General features: G+C 62.2%; 31 protein-coding genes. 8 read left to right on the forward strand and 23 right to left on the reverse strand.

Features of this window, described 5'->3' with window-relative positions:
- Positions 1-7: 7 nt before the first annotated feature.
- The 6 genes from flgG to flgB are packed head-to-tail and all read right to left on the reverse strand — an operon-like array spanning position 8 to position 4,265.
- On the reverse strand, positions 8-796 hold the full coding sequence (gene flgG, locus ACQ4WP_RS25830; RefSeq protein WP_436525642.1) for a flagellar basal-body rod protein FlgG: 789 nt from the start codon (positions 794-796) through the stop codon (positions 8-10).
- A gap of 32 nt (positions 797-828) precedes the next feature.
- The gene (gene flgF, locus ACQ4WP_RS25835) at positions 829-1,557 is read right to left on the reverse strand and encodes a flagellar basal-body rod protein FlgF (RefSeq protein ID WP_436525644.1); all 729 of its coding nucleotides are present in this window, start codon (positions 1,555-1,557) and stop codon (positions 829-831) included.
- Between the two features lie 26 nt (positions 1,558-1,583).
- Complete coding sequence (locus ACQ4WP_RS25840; RefSeq protein WP_436525646.1) at positions 1,584-2,762, reverse strand: flagellar hook protein FlgE; 1,179 nt, start codon at positions 2,760-2,762, stop codon at positions 1,584-1,586.
- A gap of 58 nt (positions 2,763-2,820) precedes the next feature.
- Positions 2,821-3,474, reverse strand: a complete 654-nt coding sequence (locus ACQ4WP_RS25845) for a flagellar hook capping FlgD N-terminal domain-containing protein (protein WP_436525648.1) — start codon at positions 3,472-3,474, stop codon at positions 2,821-2,823.
- A gap of 3 nt (positions 3,475-3,477) precedes the next feature.
- Complete coding sequence (gene flgC / locus ACQ4WP_RS25850; protein ID WP_034757795.1) at positions 3,478-3,894, reverse strand: flagellar basal body rod protein FlgC; 417 nt, start codon at positions 3,892-3,894, stop codon at positions 3,478-3,480.
- A gap of 8 nt (positions 3,895-3,902) precedes the next feature.
- Entirely contained in the window at positions 3,903-4,265 is a 363-nt protein-coding gene (flgB, locus tag ACQ4WP_RS25855; RefSeq protein ID WP_034758109.1) for a flagellar basal body rod protein FlgB, read from the reverse strand.
- Between the two features lie 305 nt (positions 4,266-4,570).
- On the opposite strand from flgB, the gene flgA reads away from it, so the two are divergent.
- Positions 4,571-5,167 carry a flagellar basal body P-ring formation chaperone FlgA gene (gene flgA, locus ACQ4WP_RS25860; RefSeq protein ID WP_436525650.1) on the forward strand — a complete coding sequence of 199 codons (597 nt, stop codon included), beginning with the start codon at positions 4,571-4,573 and terminating at the stop codon, positions 5,165-5,167.
- Between the two features lie 6 nt (positions 5,168-5,173).
- Here the strand turns inward: flgA and ACQ4WP_RS25865 are convergent, their stop codons facing one another.
- The 17 genes from ACQ4WP_RS25865 to fliE form a co-directional block, all read right to left on the reverse strand.
- Positions 5,174-5,926 (reverse strand): glycoside hydrolase family 73 protein, encoded by a 753-nt coding sequence (locus ACQ4WP_RS25865; RefSeq protein WP_436525652.1) that lies wholly within the window; start codon positions 5,924-5,926, stop codon positions 5,174-5,176.
- Positions 5,913-6,353: a flagellar export chaperone FlgN gene (gene flgN, locus ACQ4WP_RS25870; protein ID WP_436525654.1), complete on the reverse strand. Its 441-nt coding sequence runs from the start codon at positions 6,351-6,353 to the stop codon at positions 5,913-5,915. Before flgN ends, ACQ4WP_RS25865 begins: the two co-directional genes overlap by 14 nt.
- Positions 6,350-6,640: a flagellar biosynthesis anti-sigma factor FlgM gene (gene flgM / locus ACQ4WP_RS25875; RefSeq protein WP_436525656.1), complete on the reverse strand. Its 291-nt coding sequence runs from the start codon at positions 6,638-6,640 to the stop codon at positions 6,350-6,352. Before flgM ends, flgN begins: the two co-directional genes overlap by 4 nt.
- A gap of 16 nt (positions 6,641-6,656) precedes the next feature.
- Positions 6,657-7,661: a flagellar motor protein MotB gene (locus ACQ4WP_RS25880; protein WP_436525658.1), complete on the reverse strand. Its 1,005-nt coding sequence runs from the start codon at positions 7,659-7,661 to the stop codon at positions 6,657-6,659.
- Positions 7,645-8,559: a flagellar motor stator protein MotA gene (gene motA, locus ACQ4WP_RS25885; RefSeq protein WP_034757817.1), complete on the reverse strand. Its 915-nt coding sequence runs from the start codon at positions 8,557-8,559 to the stop codon at positions 7,645-7,647. The genes ACQ4WP_RS25880 and motA overlap by 17 nt, the downstream gene beginning before the upstream one ends.
- 80 nt (positions 8,560-8,639) lie before the next feature.
- Positions 8,640-9,383: a FliA/WhiG family RNA polymerase sigma factor gene (locus tag ACQ4WP_RS25890; protein ID WP_436525660.1), complete on the reverse strand. Its 744-nt coding sequence runs from the start codon at positions 9,381-9,383 to the stop codon at positions 8,640-8,642.
- A gap of 33 nt (positions 9,384-9,416) precedes the next feature.
- A complete protein-coding gene (locus ACQ4WP_RS25895) occupies positions 9,417-9,893 on the reverse strand; it encodes a flagellar basal body-associated FliL family protein (protein WP_436525662.1) in 477 nt (158 codons plus the stop codon).
- Positions 9,893-11,065: a flagellar hook-length control protein FliK gene (locus tag ACQ4WP_RS25900; RefSeq protein WP_436525663.1), complete on the reverse strand. Its 1,173-nt coding sequence runs from the start codon at positions 11,063-11,065 to the stop codon at positions 9,893-9,895. The genes ACQ4WP_RS25895 and ACQ4WP_RS25900 overlap by 1 nt, the downstream gene beginning before the upstream one ends.
- Positions 11,062-11,370, reverse strand: coding sequence for a hypothetical protein (locus tag ACQ4WP_RS25905; RefSeq protein WP_436525665.1), 309 nt, complete (start codon positions 11,368-11,370; stop codon positions 11,062-11,064). Before ACQ4WP_RS25905 ends, ACQ4WP_RS25900 begins: the two co-directional genes overlap by 4 nt.
- Positions 11,363-11,749 (reverse strand): flagellar export chaperone FliS, encoded by a 387-nt coding sequence (gene fliS, locus ACQ4WP_RS25910; RefSeq protein ID WP_436525667.1) that lies wholly within the window; start codon positions 11,747-11,749, stop codon positions 11,363-11,365. Before fliS ends, ACQ4WP_RS25905 begins: the two co-directional genes overlap by 8 nt.
- A 72-nt stretch (positions 11,750-11,821) precedes the next feature.
- Complete coding sequence (fliD, locus tag ACQ4WP_RS25915; RefSeq protein ID WP_436525669.1) at positions 11,822-13,237, reverse strand: flagellar filament capping protein FliD; 1,416 nt, start codon at positions 13,235-13,237, stop codon at positions 11,822-11,824.
- 86 nt (positions 13,238-13,323) lie between these two features.
- Complete coding sequence (gene fliJ / locus ACQ4WP_RS25920) at positions 13,324-13,761, reverse strand: flagellar export protein FliJ (protein WP_096235040.1); 438 nt, start codon at positions 13,759-13,761, stop codon at positions 13,324-13,326.
- 8 nt (positions 13,762-13,769) lie between these two features.
- A complete protein-coding gene (gene fliI / locus ACQ4WP_RS25925) occupies positions 13,770-15,080 on the reverse strand; it encodes a flagellar protein export ATPase FliI (RefSeq protein WP_436525671.1) in 1,311 nt (436 codons plus the stop codon).
- Entirely contained in the window at positions 15,077-15,766 is a 690-nt protein-coding gene (fliH, locus tag ACQ4WP_RS25930) for a flagellar assembly protein FliH (protein WP_436525673.1), read from the reverse strand. The genes fliI and fliH overlap by 4 nt, the downstream gene beginning before the upstream one ends.
- Positions 15,763-16,803, reverse strand: a complete 1,041-nt coding sequence (locus tag ACQ4WP_RS25935; protein ID WP_436525675.1) for a flagellar motor switch protein FliG — start codon at positions 16,801-16,803, stop codon at positions 15,763-15,765. The genes fliH and ACQ4WP_RS25935 overlap by 4 nt, the downstream gene beginning before the upstream one ends.
- Positions 16,781-18,508, reverse strand: coding sequence for a flagellar basal-body MS-ring/collar protein FliF (gene fliF / locus ACQ4WP_RS25940; RefSeq protein WP_436525677.1), 1,728 nt, complete (start codon positions 18,506-18,508; stop codon positions 16,781-16,783). Before fliF ends, ACQ4WP_RS25935 begins: the two co-directional genes overlap by 23 nt.
- A gap of 60 nt (positions 18,509-18,568) precedes the next feature.
- Positions 18,569-18,907: a flagellar hook-basal body complex protein FliE gene (gene fliE / locus ACQ4WP_RS25945; protein ID WP_436525679.1), complete on the reverse strand. Its 339-nt coding sequence runs from the start codon at positions 18,905-18,907 to the stop codon at positions 18,569-18,571.
- Between the two features lie 551 nt (positions 18,908-19,458).
- On the opposite strand from fliE, the gene ACQ4WP_RS25950 reads away from it, so the two are divergent.
- Genes ACQ4WP_RS25950 through ACQ4WP_RS25980 form a run of 7 tightly spaced genes read left to right on the forward strand, consistent with a single transcriptional unit; the run spans position 19,459 to position 25,773 of the window.
- Positions 19,459-20,337, forward strand: coding sequence for a FliM/FliN family flagellar motor switch protein (locus ACQ4WP_RS25950; RefSeq protein ID WP_436525681.1), 879 nt, complete (start codon positions 19,459-19,461; stop codon positions 20,335-20,337).
- 1 nt (position 20,338) lies between these two features.
- Positions 20,339-20,704: a FliM/FliN family flagellar motor switch protein gene (locus ACQ4WP_RS25955; protein WP_436525683.1), complete on the forward strand. Its 366-nt coding sequence runs from the start codon at positions 20,339-20,341 to the stop codon at positions 20,702-20,704.
- Positions 20,701-21,471 carry a flagellar type III secretion system pore protein FliP gene (fliP, locus tag ACQ4WP_RS25960; protein ID WP_436525685.1) on the forward strand — a complete coding sequence of 257 codons (771 nt, stop codon included), beginning with the start codon at positions 20,701-20,703 and terminating at the stop codon, positions 21,469-21,471. The genes ACQ4WP_RS25955 and fliP overlap by 4 nt, the downstream gene beginning before the upstream one ends.
- 3 nt (positions 21,472-21,474) lie before the next feature.
- Positions 21,475-21,747 (forward strand): flagellar biosynthetic protein FliQ, encoded by a 273-nt coding sequence (locus ACQ4WP_RS25965; RefSeq protein ID WP_034757874.1) that lies wholly within the window; start codon positions 21,475-21,477, stop codon positions 21,745-21,747.
- A 12-nt stretch (positions 21,748-21,759) separates the two neighbouring features.
- Positions 21,760-22,560: a flagellar biosynthetic protein FliR gene (locus ACQ4WP_RS25970; RefSeq protein ID WP_436525687.1), complete on the forward strand. Its 801-nt coding sequence runs from the start codon at positions 21,760-21,762 to the stop codon at positions 22,558-22,560.
- Positions 22,550-23,689: a flagellar type III secretion system protein FlhB gene (flhB, locus tag ACQ4WP_RS25975; RefSeq protein WP_436525689.1), complete on the forward strand. Its 1,140-nt coding sequence runs from the start codon at positions 22,550-22,552 to the stop codon at positions 23,687-23,689. Before ACQ4WP_RS25970 ends, flhB begins: the two co-directional genes overlap by 11 nt.
- Positions 23,686-25,773, forward strand: a complete 2,088-nt coding sequence (locus ACQ4WP_RS25980) for a flagellar biosynthesis protein FlhA (RefSeq protein WP_436525691.1) — start codon at positions 23,686-23,688, stop codon at positions 25,771-25,773. Before flhB ends, ACQ4WP_RS25980 begins: the two co-directional genes overlap by 4 nt.
- The last annotated feature ends 151 nt before the right edge of the window (positions 25,774-25,924 follow it).

The following is a 25,924-nucleotide window of genomic DNA, read 5'->3' on the forward strand; positions in this document are numbered from 1 at the left end:
ACTGTCATCAGCGCGCCGCTTGCGCCAGGTATTGCAGCATATTATCGGCGGCCGACAGCACCTTGGTGTTCATTTCATAGGTGCGCTGGGCAGCGATCATGTCGACCATCTCTTCGACCACCTGCACGTTCGAGCCTTCCAGCGCATACTGTTTCAACTTGCCCAGTGCGCCTTCGCCGGGACGGCCTTCCGTCGGCGTGCCGCTCGATGCCGTTTCCTGGAACAGGTTCTCACCGAGTGCCAGCAAGCCGGTCGGGTTGATAAAGCTGGAGAGGTTCAGCTGGCCCAGCTGGGTGCCGGTGACATTGCCCGGCACGGTGGCCGTGACCATGCCGTTTTCGCCGATGGTGATCGCCGTCGCATTGTTCGGCACGGTGATCTGCGGCACCAGGGGCAAGCCCTGGGCGTTGACCATCACGCCATTTTCATTCAGGCTCAACTGGCCGGCGCGCGTGTAGGCCGCTTCGCCGTTCGGGCGCAGCACTTGCAAAAAGCCGTTGCCGGTGATGGCGACGTCGAACTCGCGGCTGGTCGTTTGCAGGCTGCCGGTGGTAAACACCTTTTGCGTGCCCACCATGTGCGTGCCGTTACCCAGTTGTACGCCCGATGGCGAGAGGGTGTTGTCGGCGCGCTGCGTGCCCGGCTGCTGCTCGACCTGGTAAAACAGGTCTTCGAAGACGACGCGGTCGCGCTTGAAGCCCACCGTATTGACGTTGGCCAGGTTATTCGCGATGGCTTGCAGTTTGGCATCTTGTGCCTGCACGCCGGTCTTGCTGATCCACATTGCTGGATTCATGTGTTGCTCCTAGTAATAGATTGGCGTTGGGCTTAAGCGCCCAGCAGGCGGTTGCCCGATTCCGTCATGGAATCGCTGGCCTTGAAAATTTTCATCTGCATCTCGAAGCTGCGGTTCAGGCTCATGGTGGCGACCATTTCCTCGACGGCCGAGACGTTACTGCCTTCCAGGTGGCGGTCGCGCAGGCGCACCGTCGGGTCGGCCTGCAAGTCTTCGCCGCTGCGCGCCACAATCAGGCCCGCTTCGTTCTTGGTCAGCTCGCCCCCTTCGGCGTTGACCAGCTTGAGCTTGTCGACGGTCTGCATTTGCGCGGTGCCCGGCACCTGGATGGAAATCGTGCCATCGGCGCCGATCGACAGGCTGGTGTGCTCGGGAATCGTGATGGGACCGCCTTCGCCCAGCACCGGCCGGCCGTTGAGGGTCAGCGCGCCCGTTTCATCGAGGTCCATGGCGCCGGCGCGCGTGTAGGCTTCGCCGTTTTGCCATTGCACCGCGAGAAAACCGTGGCCCGTGATGGCCACGTCGAGTTCGCGTCCCGTTTCCTTGATGGCGCCCGTGCGCGTGCCGATGGCGCTCGACTGCGTCTGCGTCATGTGGCGGTCGTCGTAGCCATAGCCGTTTTGCAGCGGCTGGGCAGTGGACACTTCCAGGTTGGCGCGAAAGCCGCCCGTCTCGATATTGGCCAGGTTGTTGGCGTGTACCTGCTGTGCCCGCAGGGCGCGGTCGGCCCCGCTCATGGCGGTATAAATCAGCGCATCCATTGCTCTTTACCTTTGCGTATCGTGGATTACAGCGCTTGCATCAGCGATTGCAGCATGGCGTTCTCGGTCGAGATGACCTTCGAGTTCGCCTGGTAGTTACGCTGCGACGTCATCAGGCCCACCAGTTCGGAGGTGATGTCGACGTTCGACTGTTCCAGCGAGCTCGTCACCAGTTTGCCGGCCATGCCGACGCCCGGACGGTCATACATGGCGGTGCCGGAAGTGGTCGAGGCGACCCAGCTGGTATCGTTGACGGCCGTCAACGCGCCTTCGTCGGGGAAGGTGGCCAGAGCGATCACGCCGATGCTTTGCTTTTGGCCGTTCGTGTATTTCGCCACGACGGAGCCGTCGTCGGCCAGTTCCACGCCCGTGTAGGTGCCCGAGGCATAGCCGTCGGCGCGGTCGGTCGAGGTGGTCGATTCGCCGGCGAACTGAGTCGTGCCCGTGTAGTCGATGGCGACCGACATCGGTGCCGCACCAGGCGGCGTCGGCAGGACCGGCGTGGCAGACGTGCCCGTCACCAGCTTGCCGGAGGTGTCGAAGGTCATGTTCGTCACCGGCAACACATCGGCGTTATCGAAGGTGTAATGCACGTCCACGCCCGCCGCCGTCTTGACGAAGTATTGGCCCAGCGAGTGCTTGGCGCCCAGCGAATCGTAGACGATCGAGGACTTGCCGCTGTTGTAGCTCAGCTCGCTAGTCTTGTTGAAGGGCACGGTCTTGATGGTCCATTCGGATGACATGTTGGCGGCATACGCCAGCTTGGTCGACGCCACGGCGGGAATCTGGCCCGTCGGAATGATCATGTCGCCCATGGTGCCCAGGGCGGTGCTGCCCTTGACGGCGGCATAGCCCTGCACCAGGCGGCCGTTCGAGTCGATCAGCTTGCCTTCATTACTGGCCGAGAAGATGCCGACCCGGCTGTAGCTCATGGTGTTTTGCGCATCGCGCGCAACGAAATAGCCGCGGCCATCGATGGCCGCGTCGAGCGCGCGGCCCGTGTTCAGCACGCCGCCATTGAGCGACATGCTTTGCGTGATCGAGCCGATTTCCGTGCCCGTGGCGCGCGAACCGGCGTACATGGCCGAAAAGTTGGCGCGGCTGCTCTTGAAGCCGTAGGTGCCGGCATTGGCGATATTGTTACTGGTGCTGTTCAACTGTTGGTTGATGGACTGGATACCGGACAGGGCGATGTCGAAACTCATGTTGACTTCCTTTAGTGAAGGACGAGATTAGTGTGCAGGAAACGAAGGGAAGGGCGGATCAGGCCGTCTTGCCGTTAAAGCCGGTGATCGCGCCAGGGTTGACTTCGCCCAGGTTCGACACGCTCAGTATCATGCTGCCGCCGGACGACAGGCGCACGCTGTTGAGTTTGCCTGCGATGTCGACCGTTGGCTTTTCGGCGCCGTTGGTGCTGACCTTCATGCTGTAGGTGCCGGCAGGCAAGCCCAGGGCCACGGGATCGATGGTGAACGGCACCGTGCCGGGCGATTTGGCGCCCAGTTCGATCTTGTATTCCTTGTCGTCCAGCCCTTTCAGCGTCACGGTGGTCTTGGTGGTGCTGGCGGCCAGCGCAATGCTGCCGCTGACCTTGCTCTTGTCGAGCTGGACCGTTTCGCTGTTGACCATCACTTCGGAACCCACTTGCGCGCCCAGGGCCAGCACTTGCATCGATTGCAGCACGCTGGCATTGGCGCTGGTCAGCGCCGACAGGTTTTGCATCGCTTCCGTCTGCGCCTGCTGCGTCAATTGATTGACGAACTGGCTCGGATCGGTCGGCGCGAGGGGGTCCTGGTTCTTGATCTGCGCGACCAGCAATTTGGTGAACATGTCCTGGGTGGCATTGCTCTGCGACTTGACGGCATTGCTGCTGCTGTTGCTGCCGCTGTTGTTATTTGTAAAGAGATTGGTTTCCATGGATTATGCTTCACCTAATTTGAGGAGCGATTGCTGCATCGACTTGATGCGGCCCAGAACTTCGACATTGGTTTCAAAGGCGCGCGAAGCCGACATCATGTCGGTCATCTCGGCTACCTGGTTGACGTTGGGGTAGAACACCATGCCATCGGCATTGGCCATCGGGTGGCCCGGTTCATACACCTTGCGCAGCGGTTCATCGCTTTGCACCACGTCGAGCACCTGTACTCTTCCACCGGCGCCGCTGGCACCGGGGCCATCCATCACGGCCGCAAATACGGGTTTGCGCGCGCGATAGGTTTCGCCTTCGGAACCGGCAACGGAATCGGCATTGGCCAGGTTGCTGGCGATGGTATTGAGGCGCACGGTTTGCGCCGCCATCGCCGAACCGGCGATCTTGGAAATATCCTGGAAGCTCATGCTGATCCTTATTGTCCGGAAATGGCCTTGGACAGACCCTTCAGTTTCATGTTGACGAAAGTGAGGCTGGTCTGAAAGTCGGTGGCATTCTGCGAGAACGCCGCCTGCTCGACACCGATTTCGACGGTATTGCCGTCGCGGCTGGGGTGGTAGGGTACGCGGTACAGGGCGCTGGCATCGTCATCGGTCGACAGCAGGCCGGCCTCGTTGTCCTGCAACTGCTGCAGGGCGCTGCCGAAGTCCATGTCCATGGCCTGGAAGCCGGGCGTATTTTCATTGGCAATATTGGCCGCCAGTACGCGGGTACGGTCGGCACGCAGCGCGAGTGCATCAGCGTGCACGCCTAGCGCATCCTTGAAATTAATCCCCATGGTCATCCTTTGTATTGAATTCGATCGTGCTTTTTGCGGTTCGGGCCAGAAAATAGGTGGTGCAAAGGTAAAATCCCAGCCTGGTCATGTTGACGCATGGTAAGGTCATGCCGCTTCAGTATCTTTGATTAAGGTTAGCAATGATTTACTTTGAGAACTATTCCATGATGTGGAACAAGGCGCCATGGCGTCACATACTGCTTCCGGGCCTCTTTTTACTGACCAGCCTATATAGTAGTGCAGGTCGCGCAGAATTGCCAGCCGACAATATAATTTCACGTGTGGAACAGTTGGCGCGAGAGCAATTGGCGCAGCAGGCAGCCACCGCAGGATTGCTGGAACCGCAGTTTCAAGTGGTCGTGGTGAAAAGCACGCGTCCCATGCCGGCTTGCGCGGCGCCTGTCGCGCTGGAATCGGCGGACAGTCGTTCGGCGCAGCGCATGCGTTTTGTCGCAGTGTGTCCTGGAAGCAACAATTGGCGTTACGAAATGTTGGCACGCGGCAGCATCACGGCTCAGGTCGCCGTCACCAGCGCCCCCGTCACGGCCAATACGCCGTTGCAGGCGGGCGACGTGACCCTGGCGCGGCGCGATGTGACGATGGTGCCCGACAGTATTGCCTCCTTGCCCGGCGTCGTCGGCCTGTCGAGCCGGCGCAGCTTGCGCGCCGGCGAAGTGCTGCGCCAGGGGCAACTGGCATCGCCCGTGCTGATCAAGCGGGGCAGTACGGTGACTATCGTGGCGCGCAAGGAGCAGGTGGAAGTGAGCATGGCCGGTGTAGCGATGGACCCGGGCGCGCTGGGGGAGGTGATACGCGTGCGCAACGCCACCAGCGGCACGGTGATACGTGCCAGGGTGGTCGATGCGGGCGTGGTGGAACCGGCCGATATTGCCGGCCGTTAAGGAAGGTCAGTCTGGGGCGGCCGTGCGCTGCAAGCGCGTCGCCAGCTGCGTCAGCTTGGCGGCGTAGTGGGGATCGGTGGCATAGCCGCCGCGCGCCAGGCCTTGCGCGAAGGCGCCCGCGTCGGCACCCGTGTTCAGGGCGGCGCGGTAGCGTGGGTTGTCGAGCAATACCTGGGCATAGTCGCGGAAGGCGCTGGCCTGGTCCGGGTAGCTGCGGAAACGCTCGGTTTTCTTCAGTGCCGTGCCGCTGCCGGCCTCGTATTCGGTGGTGACATTGCTGGCCACGTCACCCTGCCATTTGCCGCCGGCCTTGATACCGAACAGATTATTTGTGTCCGCGCCCGTGCCCTGGCGCAGCGGACGCTGGCCCCAGCCCGATTCCAGCGCGGCGTGGGCGGCGACAATTTCCGGCGCCACGCCCAGGCGCGCGCCCGTTTCTTGCGTCCACGGCTTGATCGAGGCGAGGAACTGCTGCTGCACTTCGCCGATCTCGCCGCCCTGGTTGATGCTTCCCAGCACATTGACGGGCTGGCTTTGCTCCAGGTAGGCGCGTCCTTGCGGGCTCAGGCTGGTGGCGTTGCCGCCGCCCTGTTCGATGAAGCGGGCCACCTCGCCCTGTACTTGCCGGAACACGCCGCTGAAATTGCCGCTGGAGCTGGTGGCGTCAGTGGCGCGGATATTGCTTTGCACTGCATGCGTTGCCGCAGTCGATGGTGTCGCCGCCGTGGCGCGGGTAGTGGGGAAATCAGCCTGGCGCATACGTATCTTCCTCGCCATGCAGCACGCGCTGCATGATGCTGTACTGCTCTGTTAATAAATCACTGTTGCGGTTATTCAATCGCTTGCATTCCAGCACCATCTGCTCCAGCGCGGCCCAGTCGCGCTCGGCGGTGGCGCGCGCGTCTTCTTGCAACAGCGCAAACAATTCTGGCATATCACCTTGCGGGCCCAGCAGGGCAGTGACCAGGCTGACGCGCTGGCGGCGGCGCGCATCGAGGGGCTCGACGGCGGCGATGACCTGGTCGGCCAGCGCCGTCAACTGCGCGCTCTGATGGTGCAAGGTGGCCTGGAATTGCTCTTCCAATAATGTTTGCAAGGCGCCGTAGCCGACGCTGTCATCAGTCATGCCTTGCAGCACACGACGCACGGCTTCCTGGCGCGTGATGCCCTTGCGCGGCGCGGTCACGATTCACCGCCGTGGAAACGCTGGATCAGGCCGGCCAGTTTCGCTGGATCGAATGGCAATTCGCCCTTGGCCAGCGCATCGCGCAGCATGGCCACGCGCTCGTGGTCGATCTCGGGCATGGCGCGCAGGGCGGCCATGGCCGGTTGCAGCACGGCCGATTGCAATTCCGCCCCGGCCGACGAGCCACCCATGGCGCCGGCGGCGCCCGCGTTCTCGGCGATCGCCTCGGCGGGCGCGACGGCGCTGCTGCGTACGGCAGCGCCAGTATTGCCGGAGGAGATTTTCATACGTTGTCCCTTGCCCTTAATTTGCATGCTCATCGCGCTCCTTCTTTGCGGGCAGGCCCAGTTTTTCGCGCAGGCGTTGCAGCGTTCCCGAGTCCGGTTCGCCCACCTGCAGCTCGTCGCCCTGTGCCTTTTGCCCTGCCATGCCAAACATGGCGGCGATGCTGTCGGCCTGTCCACGCGTCAATATTAACAGTTCGATGCGGCGGTTGATGCCGGCGCTGGCGTTTTTTACGTCCAGCGGCGCGCGGTCGGCCATGCCCACCACTTGCAGCACGCTTTCCGGATTCATGCTGCCGATCAGCAATTGGGCGCGTGCCGACATGGCGCGGTTGGCCGACAGGGTCCAGTTCGAATAGCCTTCATAGCCGTTATTGGCGTACTGCATCGAGTCGGTGTGGCCGACGATCAGCATCTGGTTGTCCATCTGGGCGAAGACAGGGCCCATCTGGCGCAGCAGCTTGCGGAAGCGGTCGGTCGGCACGGCGCTGCCGCGCACGAACATGCCTTGCTTGTCCGTATCGTGCAGCATGACGCGCAAGCCGTACGGCGTGATCACCGATTGCAGATTGCTTTTCAGTCCCGCTTCGTCGCTGAGCTTGTCGAGCGCGCGCGACAGGGCCATCAAATCTTCCGGCGACTGGTAGCTGACTTTCGTCTGGTTCTGCGGCGCGGTACCGGCCTTGCCGTCCTGCGTCTGCTTGCCTTCCGTACGCGTGTCGCCCGTGCCCTTGCGGGGCATGGGGAAACGCTCGATCAGGCTGCCGCGCGGGCCGCCTTTCTGTTCCGGCATGACGCCCTGGCCTTCGCCCTGGCGGCTGCCTGCGGACGCGTCCATCATGATTTCCTTCATCGCCTGCTGCTCGCGCGCGGCCATCAGCCACAGCACGAGGAAGAGCGACAGCAGGGCCAGGCAAAAGTCGGCGAATGCTACTTTCCAGGCGCCGCCATGGCCATCGTCGTCATGCTTGCGACCAGCACGCTTGATGATGGCCTGTTCATGTTTCTCATGCGGCTTTAGCACGGCGGCCTCCCCGGCCTTGGCCCTGCTCTTGTTCGGCGCCGCCATCTTCCAGCGCATTGATCCAGCTTTCCAGCTGGGCGAAGCTCGGCTTGATGTTCAGCTGCACCAGGCGGCGGCCCGCATCGATTGCCAGCAGGGGCGGCTTGCCCGCCACGTGCGTGACCAGCACGACCTTCACGCATTCCATGGTCGAGCCTTCCTCGCCCACCAGCTGTTTCATCATGTTGCACATCGGATCGAGCACGCCGTAGCAGAAGAAAATGCCGATGAAGGTACCGACCATGGCGGCACCCACTTTTTCCGAAATTTCCGCCGCATCGGCGCCGTCGGCCACGGAATTCATGGCCATCACGATACCCAGAACGGCGGCCAGAATACCGAAGCCCGGCATCGCTTCGGCGATTTTATGCAGGGACTTCGACGGTTGCAGCAGCTCGTCGTGGATGGCTTCGAGTTCCTGTTCCAGCACGCCTTCGAGCTCATGCGCGTTGATTTTCCCCATCGCCATCAAACGGAAGTTGTCGACGATGAAGGCCAGCAGCTTCGGCTCTTCCAGCACCAGCGGATAGCGCTGGAACAGGGCGCTTTCGCGCGGCGCCTCGACGTGGGCGTCGAGCGCCTTCAGGCCGCCGGCGGCCGTTTGCAGCAGTTCATACATCAGCAGCAGCAACTGGCGCTGAAATTCCGAACCTTGCTTCTTGTGCGTGACGATCTTGCGCATCTGGTGCAGCATTTCACCGAGTACATGCTTGGGGTTGCCCAGCACCAGGGCGCCGACGGCGGCGCCGATGATGATGATCAACTCGACCGGTTGCCAGATCGCGTGGACGGTGCCGCCCATCAGGGCGAAGCCTCCGAATACACACCCCATCACGATTAAGATACCGATAATTACCATGTCAACTGCCTTTCTGCGTCATTGTGCTACATCAATTTGATGGGTCTTGCTGAAACTGTTGCCAAACTACTGCTTAACTTTTATGTGTCTTGCAGCATGGCTTTCATCTTGCCCAGTGCCGTCTTGTTCAGCTGGCAGACGCGGGCGTCGCTCAGGTCCAGCACGGCGGCAATTTCTTTATAGCTCAGTTCGAATTCGTAATACATCTGGATCACGCGTTGCTCGCGTTCGTCGAGCGCGCGCAGGGCTTGCTCCAGGCTGCGCCGCACCATCAATTGCTCTTCCGGGCTCGGTGCGCTGTCGGCCTGTCCCAGGCTTTCCTGCAACACTTCGTCGAAACTGACGATTAGCTCGGCGTTTTCCGCCAACTGGTATTCCTGGAAGGCTTCCGGCGTCAGCTTCAGGGCGGCCATGATTTCCGCTTCCAGCGGCTCGCGCCCCAGGCGCCGGGTCAGGGCACGCACGCTGTCGCGCAGGCGATGGCTTTCCTGGCGCACGGCGCGCGGGCGCCAGTCCTGGCGCCGCAGTTCATCGAGGATCGCGCCACGGATGCGCAGGCTGGCATAGCTGCCGAAAGACTGGTCCGGCACGCCGTAGCGGCGCAGCGCTTCGAGCAAGCCCATCAGGCCGATCTGTTCCATGTCGTCGCGGTCGATGGCGCCCGACACCTGCGAATTGAGCTGGCGCACGATGCGCTTCACCAGAGGGGCGTACGCCACCAGATGTTGTTGCTCTTCAGCAACGCTGAGCACGGCCGCGCAAGCGCTGGCAGCGGCGTATTCGCCGGCGCCATACGCTTCCTGGTATTGCTCTACATAGGCCACGGGATCTCCCACTAGGTCGGCTGGCGTGTTGGCTTATTCAATGATCAGCTTGCCGACCATGACTTCGGTGTAGGGTTTTTCCATCTGTTCACGTTCATAGCTGACATTGAAGGCCTTGTTGATCTGCTCGGCGTATTGCTCCACCGTCATGGTCTGTGCCTTGTCCATGGGAAAGCTCGACAAGGTACTGACAGCGATCGAGCGCATCAGCGGCAAGTGGTCCTTGGTCAGCTTTTCCTTTTCCTCGGTGGTGGCGATCACCAGGTCGGCCGACAGGTAATGCGTTTCGGTGTCGCCGGGCCCGCGGCGCAGCATCACGATGACCTTGTCCAGCGTGAGGAACTTGCGGGCCTTCTTGCCCGTGGCGGGCGGTGGCGGGGCTTTTGCTTCGGCAACGTTGGCATGGCCGGCGACCGGCTTGGCCAGGTACCACATGGCGCCGCCAGCCGCACCGGCGGCCAGCACGGCCACGGCGATAAAGCCGGCGATCAGTTTCATTTTCATATTCATCAGGCGTTCTCTCGCTCGTGCATGGCGTACGTGGTGCTGGAAGAAGTGCCGGACAGCGTGCCGTCGGACAGGGCGCGGCCCGGTTCTGCATCGTCCTGCTGGCGGCCCGGTTGACGCTGGCCGCGCGCATCGCCTTCGGCAAACGCCTGGGCGGCAGGGCTGCGCGGGGTGGCGCTGATACTCACTGCCACGTCGGTGTACTGACGCTGCGCCAGGTCGCTGCGCATGTTTTCGCCGATGCCTTGCAACTGGCGCAACACTTCCGAGTTCGACGCCGTAACGTTTACTTGCAGCGCGCCGGCCGTGTGGCGGATGGAAATTTCAATGCGGCCCAGCAGGGGCGGATCGAGGCGAATCGTTGCGTGTTCGCTGTTGCGGCCGATCTGTGTCTGCAGGCGTTCGCCCAGCGCTTCGCGCAGCGGTTCCTGCCATTGCTGGGCCGGGCCGTTGAGTTTGATGGTGTCGGCGCCAGGCGTTGCAGCGGCGCCATTGCTCACCGCTGCAACAGGGCCCAGGCTGACGGGCGTGGCAGCAACAAGGCCGCGCTCGCCATCGCGCGTGGCGGCGGGCGCCGCTGCGGCGGTCGTGGCCGTCATGGCCGCCACCGCATCGAAGCCGGCGGCTGGCAGCGCGTTTTTGCTGCCGGCCGAAGAGGCTGACGTTGGCTGGGCTGCCGCCACCGGTTCGCCCAGATCGCGTGCTGGCGCCATCCTGGCGGTCTGCACATTGAAAGCAAGGGCATCGGGATGCAGGCGGCTGTTCAGGCCAAGGGTCTGCTGTGCATCGCCTTGCTGCGTAGCCGCTATGCCATCGTTCCCCTTGGCCGCTGCTGCAGCGTCGGCTTGAGTCGGGACGGGGAGCATGGGCGCTATCAGCGGCGGCGTCATGGCGGGTAGGCCCACGTCCTGCTTTGTCGTAGCCTGGGTGATGTCGGCAGGCACTTCGGTGCCGGTGGCGGGGACAGCATCATCCGTAAGGTCCGCGGCAAGGTCTTGCACCAAGGCGGCATCGTTGGCGACCGTTCTCTGCGCTGGCGCGGGCAGTGAGAACAGGATGTTGAGCGGCGTGCCACTATCGGGCGCACCCTTGCTCACGGACGCGTTAACTCCCGCATCGGCGCTCCTTGACGGCGTGTTCGCGGTGCTCGTTGTTGTGTTGAAGCTCATTTTCATGCTGGATTCTCATCTTGATACATGGCACTTTCAATCGCATACGCGACCCAGCCTTCTTGTTTCGAATGTATCTCGCCCAGCTGCATGCCCAGGCGATGTTTTTCGTCGGAACACGCCTGGTATGCCTGCGCATGCGCCTTGCGCAAAGCGAGCAGGGCGGCTTTTTCACGTTCGCTCAATATGCCCAGGCTGGCAAGGTGCTGCGCCAGTTTTCTGTCGAGTAATTCCAGCGCGTCCCAGTTCTGGCTGGCGGTGGCCGCCAGCACTTCGCGGGTCAGCTGGAGCGACAAGGGGGTGCTATCCATTCTTGGCCTGGACGCCGAGCCAGCCTTGTTTGATCGTCGTCAACAGCGTGGCCACCTCATCGATCAGGGTCGGATCGAGGGTGATGCCGGCCGAATACAGGCGGCCTGTGCAGTACTCGTACAGACGGCCCAGATTGGCGACGACTTCGCCGCCATTCTCGAAATCGAGCGAGCTCGACAGACCGTTGATGATTTCCGTACATTTGTTGAGGCTGATGGCCTTTTGTTCATAGCGCTTGCCGACGATATGTCCGCGCGCGCGCGCCAGTTCTTCCAGCAAGCCGTCCGTGAGCAGCAAGACCAGTTCGACCGGAGTGGCGCGCGACGTCTGCGCATCCAGGTTGACGGCGTGGTAATTACTGTATGCATCGTGATTCATTATTTTTTCTCACTGTAAAAGCTGGGTGCGGCTGGAAGGCCGGCGCCGCCGTCATGCAGACGGCGCCGGCCTCTATTTAGTCTTGTCGTTGCCGAACAGGGCATCGAACATATCGGTCGTTTGCGCCATGCGTGCCTGCAAGGATTGCAGTTGGGTGAACTGCGCCTTGTAGCGGTTGTACATCGCCTTATAGTCGGCCTCGAACTTGGTCTGGCGTTCGTCGAGCGACTTTTGCAGCTTGGCCACCGATGTCTCGCGCTGCGACAGCTGGCCATTGGTCGATGTCCAGGTTGCGATGAACTTGTCGAGCTTGCCGGCAATGCCGCTAGGCGCGCTGGCGGAATTGTTGCCGATTGCCTTGTCCAGGCCGCCCGGATTCGTCTTCAGCGCCGCGGTCAGCTTGGTGGCATCGAGGGCCAGCGTGCCGTTGCGCTGAGCGGTGATGCCGAAATTGGCCAGAGCGCCCGTCGCCGTTTCGCGCAAGGTGCGCACCAGCTGGTCACGCAGCACGCGCACGCCGCTGTCGGTAGAAAATACGCCGGCAGCCTTGGCCGATGCCGGATCGCCCGGGTCGGTCAAGCCGTCGAGCACGGCCTTGAGCTTGTTGTAGGCGGTAACAAAGCTTTGCGCATTGGTCGTCGTGGCGGACGAATCGAGCGCCACGGTCAGGGTCATCGGCGCATCGCCGCTCGCCTGCGCCTTGGTAAAGGTCATCTTCACACCATCGATATTGCTGAAGGTGTTCGACGACTGCTTGACCCGGTTGCCATTGTCGCCCCCATCTGCAGGCTTGCCACCGACCCAGATGACGGCATCCTGGGCCGTCACCAGCTGCTTGGGCGTGGTGTCGAGCGCATCTTTCAAGGCGCCAGCCGCCATCGCGCCCGTATCGAGCGACAGCGCGCCTTCCTCGCCGCTGACATTCGACGTCAGCACCAGCTGGGCGATACCGCCGATGGTGATGACGGACGCCGTCACGCGCGAGTTATTTTTCGGTTCCGCATTGATGGCGGCGGCGATATCCTTGGCTGACAGGGTAGCGCTGTCGGCATCCGTATTGGCCTGGCTCAAGTCCACCGTGAAATCAGTATTATTAGCCAGCTTGATTTTCAGCGTGCCGTTGCCTGCAGCCGGCATGGCCATGTTGCTCAGGCCGCCCAGCGAAACCTGGTTGTTTGTGGCAACCTTTTCCACGAATAGCGAATACGTGCCGGCGGCAGCCGATTCCGACGCCGTGGCGCTGCCCAGCGCCGTATTGCTGAAGGTGGCACCTTGCACGAGCATGGTCTTGCCACTGGTCAGGCCCATCAAGCTGGAGCTGAAGGAGGTCAAGGCCATTTTCAGGTTGACCAATCCACCCGAAGTGGCCGTGGCGGCCTTGGTCTGGGCGGTGATGCGCGCCTGCAGATCGGCCGTGTATTTGTCGGTCAATGCCTGGGCCGACGCCGTCGGGTCGTAGGTATTCGAAGCGGAAGTGGAAAAGGCCATGTCAAACTCCTAAAATTAGCATGCAGGATATACCCAATGACAAGGCGACCAAATATTCACTTTTCTGAAATTATTTCTGTAAAACATCATTTTACCTGTCCGCGGAACCAGAACTGCGTCGCCAGCTCGTCTTGCCGCTTGGCATCGACTCGCTGTTGCTCATTTGCAACATGCTTTTGTTTTTGCGTCAGCACCTGGTCCAGCACCTCGCGTTTGGCCCAGGCCGTATTCAGGGCGCGCTGCGAGACGGCCATGTTGGCCTCGTGCAGGTGCAGGTCGGTACGGTGCTGGTCGGCCATCTGCATGACCGCCTGCTTGAAGTTGCCGCAGTTGACGGACAGGGCCAGGGGCAGGGCGCCGCTGGGGCCGCTGTCCGTGTACAGGCCCGTCAGGCGTTCCAGGTTTTTCTGGTAGCGCTCGCGCACGGCCGTCTGCGCCGCCATGTCACTCTGCAGGCGTTCCACTTCGGTACTGCGCAGGCCGACCAGGGTGGTCAGGTTGCGGATGGTATGCGCGTCGCTCACGTATGCTCCTAGGCCATGATCTGTTCAAGTTGTTCGATGCACGGCCCCATCGGCGCCTCTTCCTTGGTGCCCTGGCACAGGAAGGCTTCGATGGGCGCGTGCAGCTGGACGGCGCGGTCGGTGATCGGGTCGGCGCCGGGTACGTAGGCGCCCAGCGGGATCAGGTCGCGCACGCGCGCATGGCGTGCCATCGACGCTTTCAGTGCGCGCGCCGCCTGCATGTGGGTCGGCATGATCACCTGCGCCATGCAGCGGCTGATCGAGGCGGCGATATCGATGGCGGGGTAGTGGCCCCGCTCGGCCAGTTCGCGCGTGAGCACGATGTGGCCGTCGAGAATTGCGCGCGCCGTGTCGACCACCGGGTCCTGCTGGTCATCGCCTTCAGCCAGCACCGTGTAGATGGCGCTCATGCTGCCTTCCGGGTGGGCGCCATTGCCGGCGCTTTCCACCAGTTGCGGCAGGTTCGAAAAGACGGACGGCGGATAGCCGCGCGTGGCCGGCGGTTCGCCCAGGGCCAGCGCCACTTCGCGCAGAGCCATGGCATAGCGCGTCAGCGAATCGACCAGCAGCAGCACGTGTTTGCCCTGGTCGCGGTAATGCGCGGCAATCGAATGGCACAGTTCGGTGGCCATGATGCGCATCAAGGGCGACTCGTCGGCTGGCGCGATGACCAGCACGGCCTTTTTCAAGCCTTCGGCGCCGAGCGACTTTTCAACGAATTCGCGCACTTCACGGCCCCGTTCGCCGATCAGGCCGACGACGACGACATCGGCCACCGTCTGGCGCGTGATCAGGCCCAGCAGCACGCTTTTTCCCACGCCTGAACCGGCCATGAGGCCCACGCGCTGGCCCTTGCCCAGGGTCAGCATGCTGTTGATCGCCCGCACGCCCACGTCGAGCGGCTCGACCACCGGTTGTTTTTTCAGGGGATTGATCTTCGGCGGCGTGACTTCCAGGATGTGTTCGCCACCGAGGCGGCCCAGGTCATCGATCGGCTCGCCCAGGCCATTCACCATGCGGCCCAGCCACGAGGGGCCGATCTGCAGGCTGGCCTTGTCGGGCAGGGGCAGCACGCGCGCGCCCGTGGTCAGGCCCGTGGCCTTCTTGAACGGCATCAGGTAGGACAGTTTTTCGCGGAAGCCGACGACTTGCGCATCGAGCCACTCGCCGCTCACAGTTTCAATTTGACAACGCTGGCCCGTGTGCAGGCGGCAGCCGGCGCTTTCCAGCAACAGGCCGGAAGCGCCGACCAGGCGGCCGGTGGGTGTCGCGACCGGGATGTCGCCGATCTCGAAACTGCGCAGCGTGTCGGCGATCATGCAGGCGCGCCCTGGTCAGCGTGTTCAGCGGCCAGCGCCAGGTGGCTGCTGACCTGTTCCATGCAGGCCGACAGGCGCTGATGGCAGCCCGCGTCGACTTCATTGTCGCCCGCCTTGATGCGGCATTCGCCTGCGTCGAGGCGCGCGTCGGCGATCAGGTTCCAGCGCTTGGCGCGCTTCGGATCGAGTTCGCTGATGCGTTTCAGTTCTTCCGGATTGAGGAAGACATCGATTTCTTCGCGCGTGGGCGGCATCGAGGCCAGGGTCTCGTCGACCAGGGCCAGCAATTGCACCGGCTGCAGCGCCAGTTCGGCGCGGATTACCTGGCGCGCCACCTTGGCCACCAGGTCGACCACTTCCTTGCGCTGGGCTTCGCGGTAATCGGCGCGCACTTTCTTCAGGTCGCGCAAAATCGCGTCGACGGGGCGCGCCAGGCGGTCCAGTGCCACCAGGGTTTCATTGCGGCCTTCCTCGCGGCCCTGCGTCATCCCATCGTTGCGTCCGGTGTCGTAGCCGTCCTGCTGGCCTTGCACCAGGCCCACTTCGTAGCCGTCGCGCTGGCCCTGCTCGAAACCTTCCGAGACGGACGCCTGCCACTGGCCATCCGTGTCCTCGTTGGAGGCGCGCTGGCCGGCGGCGATGAATTGCGACAGGGGCGGGAAACGATACGAGCGAAAGTGTTTCATTCGATCACCGCTTCAGCAAACAGTTGCACTTCGATCTCGCCCGCATCGGCGAGGCCCTTGACGGTGGCCATGATTTCCTGGCGCGTCTGTTCGATACGGCTCAAAGGCACGGGGCCGGAGCGGCGCATCATGTCTTCGAAGCTCTGCGCCTGGCGGCGCGGCATGGTTTTCAGCACGGCGTCGCGGATCGACGGTTCCGCACCCTTCAGGGCGATGGCCCACTGTTCCATCGGTACGTCTTCCAGGATGCGCGTGAGCGTGACATCGCTCTGCGTGGACAGGATCAGGAAGTCGTACATGCTCAGTTCGATTTCCGAGACCACGTCCGGGTCGTGCGCGCGCAGCAGTTCGACCAGCGCGGCGCGGTTGCCCGGCATGCGGTTGAGAATCTCGGCGGCCTGGCGGATGCCTTCCACGCTGGTGCTTTGCGTGTCGAGCGTACCCAGGCAGCGGCCCACCAGTTCGTCGAGCTCGACCAGCAGGTCGCGGTCGATCTCGTCCAAGCGCGCCAGGTTCAGCAAAACCAGGTCGCGGCCTTCGACGGGCAGGGCGTCGAGAATCTGGCCTGCCAGCGCTGGCGGCAAAAAGGCCAGGAACACAGCTTGCATCTGCACGTGCTCGTTGACGATGTATTCGGCCAGCCATTTCGGCGAAGCCCACTGCAGGCGCGCCATTTTGGGACGGATGGCGTCGCCGTAAATGTTGTTCAGCACGCTGTTGGCGATATCGCTGCCCAGCGCCATGTCCAGCGAGCGTTTCAGGTAGCTGCGCGAGGCGCCGTGCACGCCGCTTTGCTGGCGGTAGTCGTCGAAGAAGGTCTGCATGGCCGTTTTCACGGATTCGACCTTGATGCCGCTCATGCGCGACATCACTTGCGTGACTTCCAGCAATTCTTCGCGCGACAGGCAGCGCAGCACGTTGGCTGCCTGCTCTTCGCCTATGCTCAGCAGCACGATGGCGGCCTGTTCCACGGGATTCAGGCTGACGCTTTCGTACTCAGCGCCGTCGGAGGGATTATTGTTGTTGAGTTCGGCCATTTTTCTGCATCCATTGTTTGACGACTTCGGCGACACGCTCGGGTTCTTTTTCAGCCAGCACTTTCAGGTGATCGACCATCACGTCGACCGCCGAGCCTGGTGGCGGCAAGTCATAGTTTTCCAGCAGGGGCACGACCGGCATGTTGCCAGCGCTGGCCTCGCCTTCGAGCGCCAGCGGGCTGCCATTCACGCCCAGGGCTGGCGCGCCGGCGGCGGCGCCATTCGCACCGGCGGCGCTGCTGCCGCCCAGTGCCAGGGCAGGATCGAGCTGCTTCAGTGCCGGTGGCGCCAGGCGCGTGGTCAGCAGGCGCAGCAGCGGACGCAGGATCAGGAAGTAGCCGAGCACGGCGCCCAGGGCGTACAGCAGCCAGCTGCTGAAATCGACGACGGTGTCGCGCTCTTCCCACCACTGCGCCACGGGCGGCTTGGCAGGGAAGGTCAGCGCCGTCAGGCTCAGGCTGTCGCCGCGCTGGGCGTTGATACCCAGGCCGCTGCTCAGCATTTTTTCAATATTGCCCAGTTCGGCAGGGGTCCAGCCGGTTTTCGGATTCGGTGCGGCGGCGCTGTTGAGGACGACGGCCACGCTGAGTTTTTCCAGGCGGCCACGGCTGCGCTTGATCTGCGTGATGCTGCGGTCATACGCGTACTGGCGCGTGGTGGCGTTCTTGCGGGCCGTGCCATCGTCGGACGGCTTCGGCGCGCCATCGGCTGGCGCGGCGCCTGTGGCGTCGGCCGGTGCCGGCACGGCCGCTGCTGGCGGGCGGTTCGACAGGCTGCCGGGAATGCCGGCCACGGTGCGGTTGCGTTCCTGCTCTTCGCGCATCGCTTCGCTGGTCACTTTCGGGGCTTCGCCGTATTTTTCCAGCGTTTCGTCCACGCGGTCGTTGTTCACGGCGGCCGTTACGCTGAGCTTGAAATTGTCTTCGCCGATGACGGGTCCCAGCAAGCCCGTGACGTTGCGGCGGATTTCATCCTGGAAACGTTTCGCGCCTTCATTGCCGGCGGCCGAGGCGTCGAAACCGTCCGTCAGGTCGATGTGCGAGGACAGCAGGTTGCCGCCCTGGTCGACCAGGCTCACGCGCGTAGGCGCCAGGCTGGCGACGCTGCCGGCCACCATGTTGATGACGGCGGCGATCTGTTCCGGCGCCAGGGTGCGGCCCGGTTTCAGCGCTACCACTACGGAGGCGGAGGATTTGTCGCCGTCGCTGGCGACAAACGAGGTCGACTTGGCAATCGACAGATGGACGCGCGCCGAAGCGATCGCGTCCATCGTCATGATGCTTTGCGCCAACTCGCCTTCCAGGCCGCGGCGGAAGCGCACGTCCTGCACGAATTGCGATACGCCCAGCGGGTCATTCTTGTCCATCAGCTCCAGGCCGGCCGGCAGCTGCGCCGTCACGCCTTTCGAGGCCAGCAGCATGCGCACCTTGCCCAGCATGGCGTCGGGCACCAGCACCTGGCCGCTGTCCGGATGCAGGCGGTAGGGGATGTGTTCGGCGTCCAGGGTGGCCATCATGTCCGTCACGGCCACTTTTTCGCGCGCGCCAAACACCGGCTTGTAGTTGGCCTGGTCGCGCCAGGCATACATGGTCACCATGGCGGTGATACCGATGGCCAGCACGACGATGGGAACCAGGTTTTTCAGCAGGGCGGGCGGGATGGCGGGCTGGGCACCAAGGCGCCAGCGCGCAAATGCGGACTTCATGGGGGTAATCACTTGGGGTAACTTTCGCTGGGAGGCTGGGCGTGGTTCAGGACGTGAAGATTACAGAGGCAGTTTGATGAGCTCATCGACGGCGCCCATGACCTTGTTGCGCACTTGCATCAACATGGAAAAGGACAGGCTTGCTTCCTGGCTGGCCAGCATGGCGCCGACCATGTCGTCACTCTTGCCACTGTCGACGTCGCTCATTTTCTGCGCGGCCATGCGGTCGTCGCCATTGACCTTGCCGATGGCGTCTTTCATGCTTTGCGCAAAGGAGAAGCCGGATGGTTCCTGCGCGCCGAACTGGGCGGCGGGCGCGATGCTGGCGCCAAGGGCGTGTGCGTCATTGCTCAGTGCTGCCAGATCGGCCTTGATCAGACCTGCGAGTTCGTTGCTCATCTTGCCCTCTACTTTCAATATGCGGTGACGTATCAATCAGAATTACTGGTGTTGCCAATCCGGCAGTAGTGCATGTGAATGCCATCCTGCCCGGCCCGATCCGCAGGGCCCATCAGTTTTATCAGTTGCCACACCATCCGCTCAAGCAGACTCAAACAAACTCAGCAAACCCACGCCGACATGATTTACATGGCCATGACAACTAATGTTTATCTGATAAAAGTTTCTGCTGGTGGCAATAAGAAGGACTGAAAACTGCCATAAAAACCGGAATCAGGTAAGCGGAATGGCGCACTGCAAATCACTATTTTGTCGCTATAAGCTTACCTCGGGGCAACTATAAAGTAAAGAGAGGATTGGCTCAAGGAATATTGATACATGGCAATATTTAGCTTTTTCATGTATTGTTCAGCACCGTAGTCATCTAGCATGCGATACGATGCGCAATCGTTTGCTTGCGGACCTGTGGGCAAAGCCACGATGATGCTGTATTTAATTTCGGGCGATCCGTATAATTTGTTCTGCCACCGCAATACCGACATGACCACTACATGACAATCATTACCAAGACAGATCAAACTGTGCGCCATCAAGTCCTCGATTCCTGTCTGCTTGGACGTCCTGTCCATTTGCTGCATGTATTCGGCGCCCAGCTGCGCGACGACCTGGCCGTGGCCCTGCGCCAACCGATGAGCCGTCGCTACTGGGGTAATTTCCAGATCGATGGCGTGACTTTGTCGCGTGTCGAAAACGAGGACAGCGTGAATCGCTGGCTGAGTTTTTCCACGCCGGCCGGCCAGACGGGCTTTGCCCTTGAACGGCAGATACTCTTGAGCGTGCTGAACTATCGCTACGGTAGTGCGGGCGCCAAGGGGGCGCTGCCCGATCCGGCGCAGGTGCGCGTGACTGCCACGGAGGAGCGCCTCGCTGTGGTGCTTGGGCAACAGTTGGTGAACAGTTTGTTCGCCCGCGTCCACAAGAACCTGCAAACCTTGGGCAAGAGCAGCGACATCGACTCAAGTGCCGAGGTCGCCGTGCAGTCGGGCGTGCATCCGGCGCGCGGCAGCTGGATCGTCACCGTGGCGCTCAGCGACGTCGAGGCAGGGCAGAGCGGTCAATTCTGGTTCTCGCTGGACAAGCGCCTGATGGCCGACGTGCTGCGCGGTCTGCTGCCCGAGCGCGCGCAAGCGAAGAAAGCCTTGCGTGGCAGCGTGCGCCCGCTCGCTTCGCGCCTGCAAGTGACCCTGGAAGGCCGGCTCGTCAGCAAACAGGTGCAACTGGGCGCCTTGTTCGACCTGCGTGTGGGCGACGTGATTCCCGTCAGCCTGAGCCGCACCGACGTCATGCTGGACGACTCCCGTTTATTTACAGCTGCTGTTTCCGAACACAAGGGTAAGCTCTGTTTAACCTCATTTGAAGATGTCGAATAATATGAATATGACCGATACCAACCAGAGCGAAACCCTGCTGGAAGACCTGGGCGATGACATGATCATCGACCAGAGCGACGTGTCCGACGTGGCCAGCACCCGCGCGCGGCGCGATATTCCGCAGATGATGCGCAAGATTCCCGTCACCCTGACGCTGGAAGTGGGCTCGGCCCGCATTTCGCTGGAAGAACTGATGGCCATCGGCCCGGAAAGCGTGATCGAACTCGACATGCTGGCCGGCGAACCGCTGGTGATCAAGGTCAACGGCACGCCGATCGGCCGTGCCGAAGTGGTGGTGGCCGGCGAGAACTATGGCCTGAAAGTCATCGACCTCGACGGCCTCAATCTCGACCTGATGACAGCATGAAGCTGGTGGTACCCGGTTTGGGCCGGCGCCGCGGCGCGCTGGCTGCCGCGCTGGCTGTCCCCGTTCTGATGCTGTGCTGCAGCGCCGCCGGGGCGCAGGATTTGTTGTCCGGCGTGGTGCCGGGCGCGAAGACCGACCTGTCGGTGAAGATGCAGATCCTCGTCGTCATGACCCTGCTCGGGCTGTTGCCCGTGATGGTCATGATGATGACCAGCTTTACCCGCTTCGTCATCGTGCTGTCCCTGCTGCGCCAGGCGCTGGGCCTGCAGCAGGGCTTGCCCAACCGCATCGTCACGGGCATCGCCCTGATTCTCACCTTGCTGGTCATGCGCCCTATCGGCGACCAGGTGTGGAAAGACGCGTTCGTGCCTTACGACCGCGACCAGATCGGCATGCAGGAAGCCCTGAAGATCGCCGAAGTGCCGATTTCGCGCTTCATGCTGGCGCAGACGAGCAAGGCTGCGCTGGCACAGATCGCCCACCTGGCCGGCGAGCCGGCGACCATGCGCCCGCAAGACCATAGTTTCACCGTCAAGCTGGCGGCGTTTGTGTTGTCCGAACTCAAGACGGCGTTTCAGATCGGCTGCATGCTGTTCATACCTTTCCTCATCATCGACCTGGTGGTGGCGTCCGTGCTGATGGCCATGGGTATGATGATGCTCTCGCCGCTGGTGATTTCGCTGCCGTTCAAGCTGCTGCTGTTCGTGCTGGTCGACGGCTGGACCCTGACCGTCAACACCCTAGTTACCAGCATACAGGGCTATTGACCCATGTTTACCCCTGAAGTCGCCGTTGACCTGATCATCGAAGCGTTGCATGTCGTGATGCTGCTGGTGGTGATCCTGGTCGTGCCAGGTTTGCTCATGGGCCTGTTGGTCGCGCTGGTGCAGGCGGCCACCTCGATCAATGAACAAACCATGAGTTTCCTGCCGCGCCTGCTGGTCACCCTGCTGGCGCTGATCCTGGCCGGACGCTGGATGGCCGGTTACCTGATGGATTATTGCGTGTCCATTTTTCAGCGCGCGGCCACCCTGGTCGGATAGCGCCGCGCGCCCATGGATCAGATTTTCAATCAGGTGCTGCCGTTTCTGCTGGCCGTGTGGTGGCCGTTTTGCCGCATCCTGGCCATGCTCAGCGCCTCGCCCGTGATCGGCGACGGCGTCGTGCCCGTCACTGTGCGCATCCTGCTGTCGCTGGTGCTGGCGATCCTGATGCTGCCCGTGATGCAGGCGTCGGGCATCTCGCAGGACTTGTTGAAGATCGATCCGTTTTCCCTGCACGCCATCGTCGCCACCCTGGAGCAGGCCATCATCGGCTTCGTCCTCGGCCTGGCCTTCCACTTCGCCATGTCGGTGATGTCGGTGCTCGGTTACCTGGTGTCGAGTCAGGTGGGCTTTTCCATGGCCGTCATGAACGATCCGCTCAACGGCACCTCGTCGGACGTGATCACGGGCTTGCTCACCATCATGTGCATGATCGTGTTTTTTGCCATCGACGGCCACCTCGTGCTGACGGGCGTGATCGGCGCCAGTTTCAAGGCCTGGCCCGTGGGGCAGGGCTATGCCCCGCTGCTGCTGCAGACGGTGGCCTACAACGTGGCGTGGATCTTCGCCGCCGCCATGCTGCTGGCCTTGCCCATCGTCTTTTCCACCATGGTGGTGCAGCTGGGCTTCGGCTTCCTGAACCGCGTGGCGCCGTCGCTGAACCTGTTTTCGCTGGGCTTTTCCATGATCACCGTGTTCGGCCTGCTGATGCTGGCGCAGATCGTGCGCTTTATTCCCGAGCACTACATCGCCATGACGAATCGCGTGCTCGACATGATCGCCGAACAGATGCGGGTGGCCCATGGCGGATAGCAGCACCGGCGACAAGACCGAAAAGGCCTCAGCGCAGAAACTGAAGAAGTCGCGCCAGGAGGGGCAGGTGGTGCGCTCGCGCGACCTGTCGACGGCGCTGGGCATCCTGATCAGCATGAAGCTGTTCGTGTTTCTGCTGCCTTCTTATCTGGATACCTTCCGTGCCCTGTTTGCCATGGCTTTCATGCCGCTCGACAGCAAGGGCGCGCTCGACAATGCCATGTCGATGGCGTTTACCACCTCGGTGGGCTTGCTGATCAAGATGATCGTGCCGCTGTTCTGCGTGCCCCTGTTTGTTGTGCTCGGCTCCTTGATTCCCGGCGGCTGGGTCATCAGCAGCAAGAACTGGATGCCGAAGATGGAGCGCCTGAGCCCGGCCAAGAATCTGGGCCGCCTGATGTCGCCCAAGCATGGCTTTGAATTCGGCCTGTCCATCGCCAAGGCCGCCGTGCTGGGCATGGTGATCGTCCATGTCTGCCGTTCCAGCCTGGTGCAGTACGTGGACTTGCAACACCGGCCCCTGCAGCAAGCCATGCTCGATGGCTCCGCGCTGATGCTCGATGGCTTGATGGCCCTCATTTCTGTCTTCGTCCTGTTCGCCATCATCGACGTGCCGGCGCAGGCGTTTTTCTTTGCCCGCGGCCAGCGCATGAGCAAGCAGGATGTCAAGGAAGAGCACAAGAGCAGCGAAGGGCGGCCCGAAGTACGCCAGCGCATCCGCCAGCTGCAGCAGCAGATCGGCCGGCGCAGCGTGCGCAAGACCGTGCCCGACGCCGACGTGGTGATCGTCAATCCCGAGCATTACGCCGTCGCGCTGAAGTATGACCAGGACCGCGCCGAGGCGCCGTTTGTCGTTGCCAAGGGCGTCGACGAAATGGCGCTGTATATCCGGCAAGTGGCGAAGGAACATCATATTGAAACGCTGGAGTTGCCGCCGCTGGCGCGCGCCATCTACAACACCAGCCAGGTGCAGCAGCAGATTCCCGTGCAGCTGTACCAGGCCGTGTCGCAGGTGCTCAACTACATACTGCAGCTGAAAGCATTCCGTACTGGGCAGCGTGCCGCCCAGCCCCCATTTCCCACCGAGGTGGTCGTGCCATCTCATTTGAGCGAGGTAGTACCTTCATGAATTTCCTGAACCGCGTGGTTGCTGAAATGCGCCGCCACAAGTTCGCCACGCCGCTGTTCCTGCTGGTGATCCTGGCGATGATCATCCTGCCGCTGCCTCCCGTGCTGCTCGATATCTTGTTCACTTTCAATATCGTGCTGGCCCTGATCGTCATCCTGGTCAGCGTGTCGGCCAAGCGGCCGCTCGATTTCTCCGTCTTCCCGACGGTGATCCTGGCCACCACCATGCTCAGGCTGACGTTGAACGTGGCGTCCACGCGCGTGGTGTTGCTGCACGGCCATACGGGCGCGGACGCGGCCGGTAAAGTGATCGAGGCTTTCGGTAACGTGGTGATCGGTGGTAACTTCGTCGTCGGTATCGTGGTTTTCGTGATCTTGATGATCATCAACTTCGCCGTCGTCACCAAGGGCGCTGAGCGCATCTCGGAAGTCTCTGCGCGCTTTACCCTCGATGCCTTGCCGGGCAAGCAGATGGCCATCGACGCCGACCTGAACGCCGGCCTGATCAACCAGGAAAAAGCCCAGATTCGCCGCAAGGACGTGGCTGCTGAAGCGGATTTCTACGGTGCCATGGACGGTGCGTCGAAGTTCGTGCGCGGCGATGCCGTCGCCAGTATCTTGATCCTGATCATTAATATGGTGGGTGGCGTGGCCATCGGCTCGCTGATGCACGACCTGTCGTTCGGCGATGCTTTCCGTCAATACGCACTGCTGACTATCGGTGATGGCCTGGTGGCGCAGATCCCGGCGCTGCTGCTGTCGGCTGCGGCCGCCATCCTGGTGACCCGCATCAGCGATTCGGGCGACTTCGAACAGCAAGTGGCGGGCCAGGTACTGACTTCGCCAACGGTGATCTACAGCGCGTCCGGCATGATGGTGGCGCTGGCCTTGATTCCGGGCATGCCGTGGTTCATGTTCATGACCTTTGCCGGCGTGCTGGCCTTCGTGGCCTGGCGCCTGACCAAGCGCGTGAAGGGGCCCGATGCGGCTGGCATGGCCGCCATCGAGGCGGCACTGCGCGATGACAAGCCTGCCGAGCTGGAGTGGCAGCAACTGCCCGCCGTGCAGCCATTGATGGTGATGCTCGGCTATAAACTGGTGGGCATGGTGGACAAGACGCAAGGCGAGCCCTTGAGCAAGCGCGTCAAGGGTGTGCGCCAGAGCCTGTCCGAAGCTATGGGCTTGCTGCTGCCGAACATCGGCGTGCGCGACGACCTGGCCCTGAAGCCGTCGCAGTATGCCATCGTGCTGTCGGGCACCGTGGTGGCGCAGGCGGAAGTGCAGGCCGACCGCCTGATGGCGATCCCGTCGCCGAACGTGTATGGCCAGCTCGACGGCATTCCCGGCATCGAACCGGCTTACGGCATGCCCGTCACCTGGATCGAACCGAGTGAAAAGGCACATGCGCTGGGCCTGGGTTACCAAGTCATCGAGGCGCCCAGCGTGATCGCCACGCACCTGTCGAAGATGGTGCGCGAATACTTGCCGGAACTATTCCGCCACGAAGACGTCTCCAACATGATGGAGCGCCTGACGGCCCTGTCGCCAAAGCTTGCCGGCGCGCTCGACAAGGCCCTCACGCACACGCAGCTGCTGCGCGTGTTCCGCGTCTTGCTGGCAGAAAACGTGTCACTGAAGGATATTGTGCCCATCGCCACCACCTTGCTCGATAGTTCGGAAACGACCAAGGACCCGATCCTGCTGGCGGCCGAAGTGCGCTGCGCGCTGCGGCGCCAGATCGTCAGCGGCCTGTTTGGCCAGAAGATGGAAATGCAGGCGTTTAATCTGGGTGGCGAGCTGGAAAACATGCTGCTCGGTTCCTTGAACCAGGCGCGCCAGTCGGGCAAGGTGACTTTGGATAATTACCCGATCGACCCGCATCTGCTGTCGCAGCTGCAGGTGAACATGCCGGTGGCGCGCGAGCAGATGAAGCAGCAGGCCACGCCGCCGCTGCTGCTGGTGCTGCCGCAGATCCGTCCGCTGCTGGCCCGCTATGCGCGCCTGTTCGCGCCGGGCCTGCATGTGCTGTCGTATAACGAAATCCCGGAAAACCGCGAAGTGAGCATCATCGGCACGGTGGGGTAAACGGTGGAATAAACAAAAAACGGCGCATCGGGCGCTAATGCCGTTCACTTAAGCAGTTTTTCGTAGAACTCGAGTGGCATAGCGCTTTGGTTTTGCCTTGACGGCCCGGTCGAATTTTCGATCGGGCCGTTCGTCATTCAGAAGACTAACC

The sequence above is a fragment of the Janthinobacterium lyxosi genome (assembly GCF_051380665.1).
Classification (GTDB): domain Bacteria; phylum Pseudomonadota; class Gammaproteobacteria; order Burkholderiales; family Burkholderiaceae_D; genus Janthinobacterium.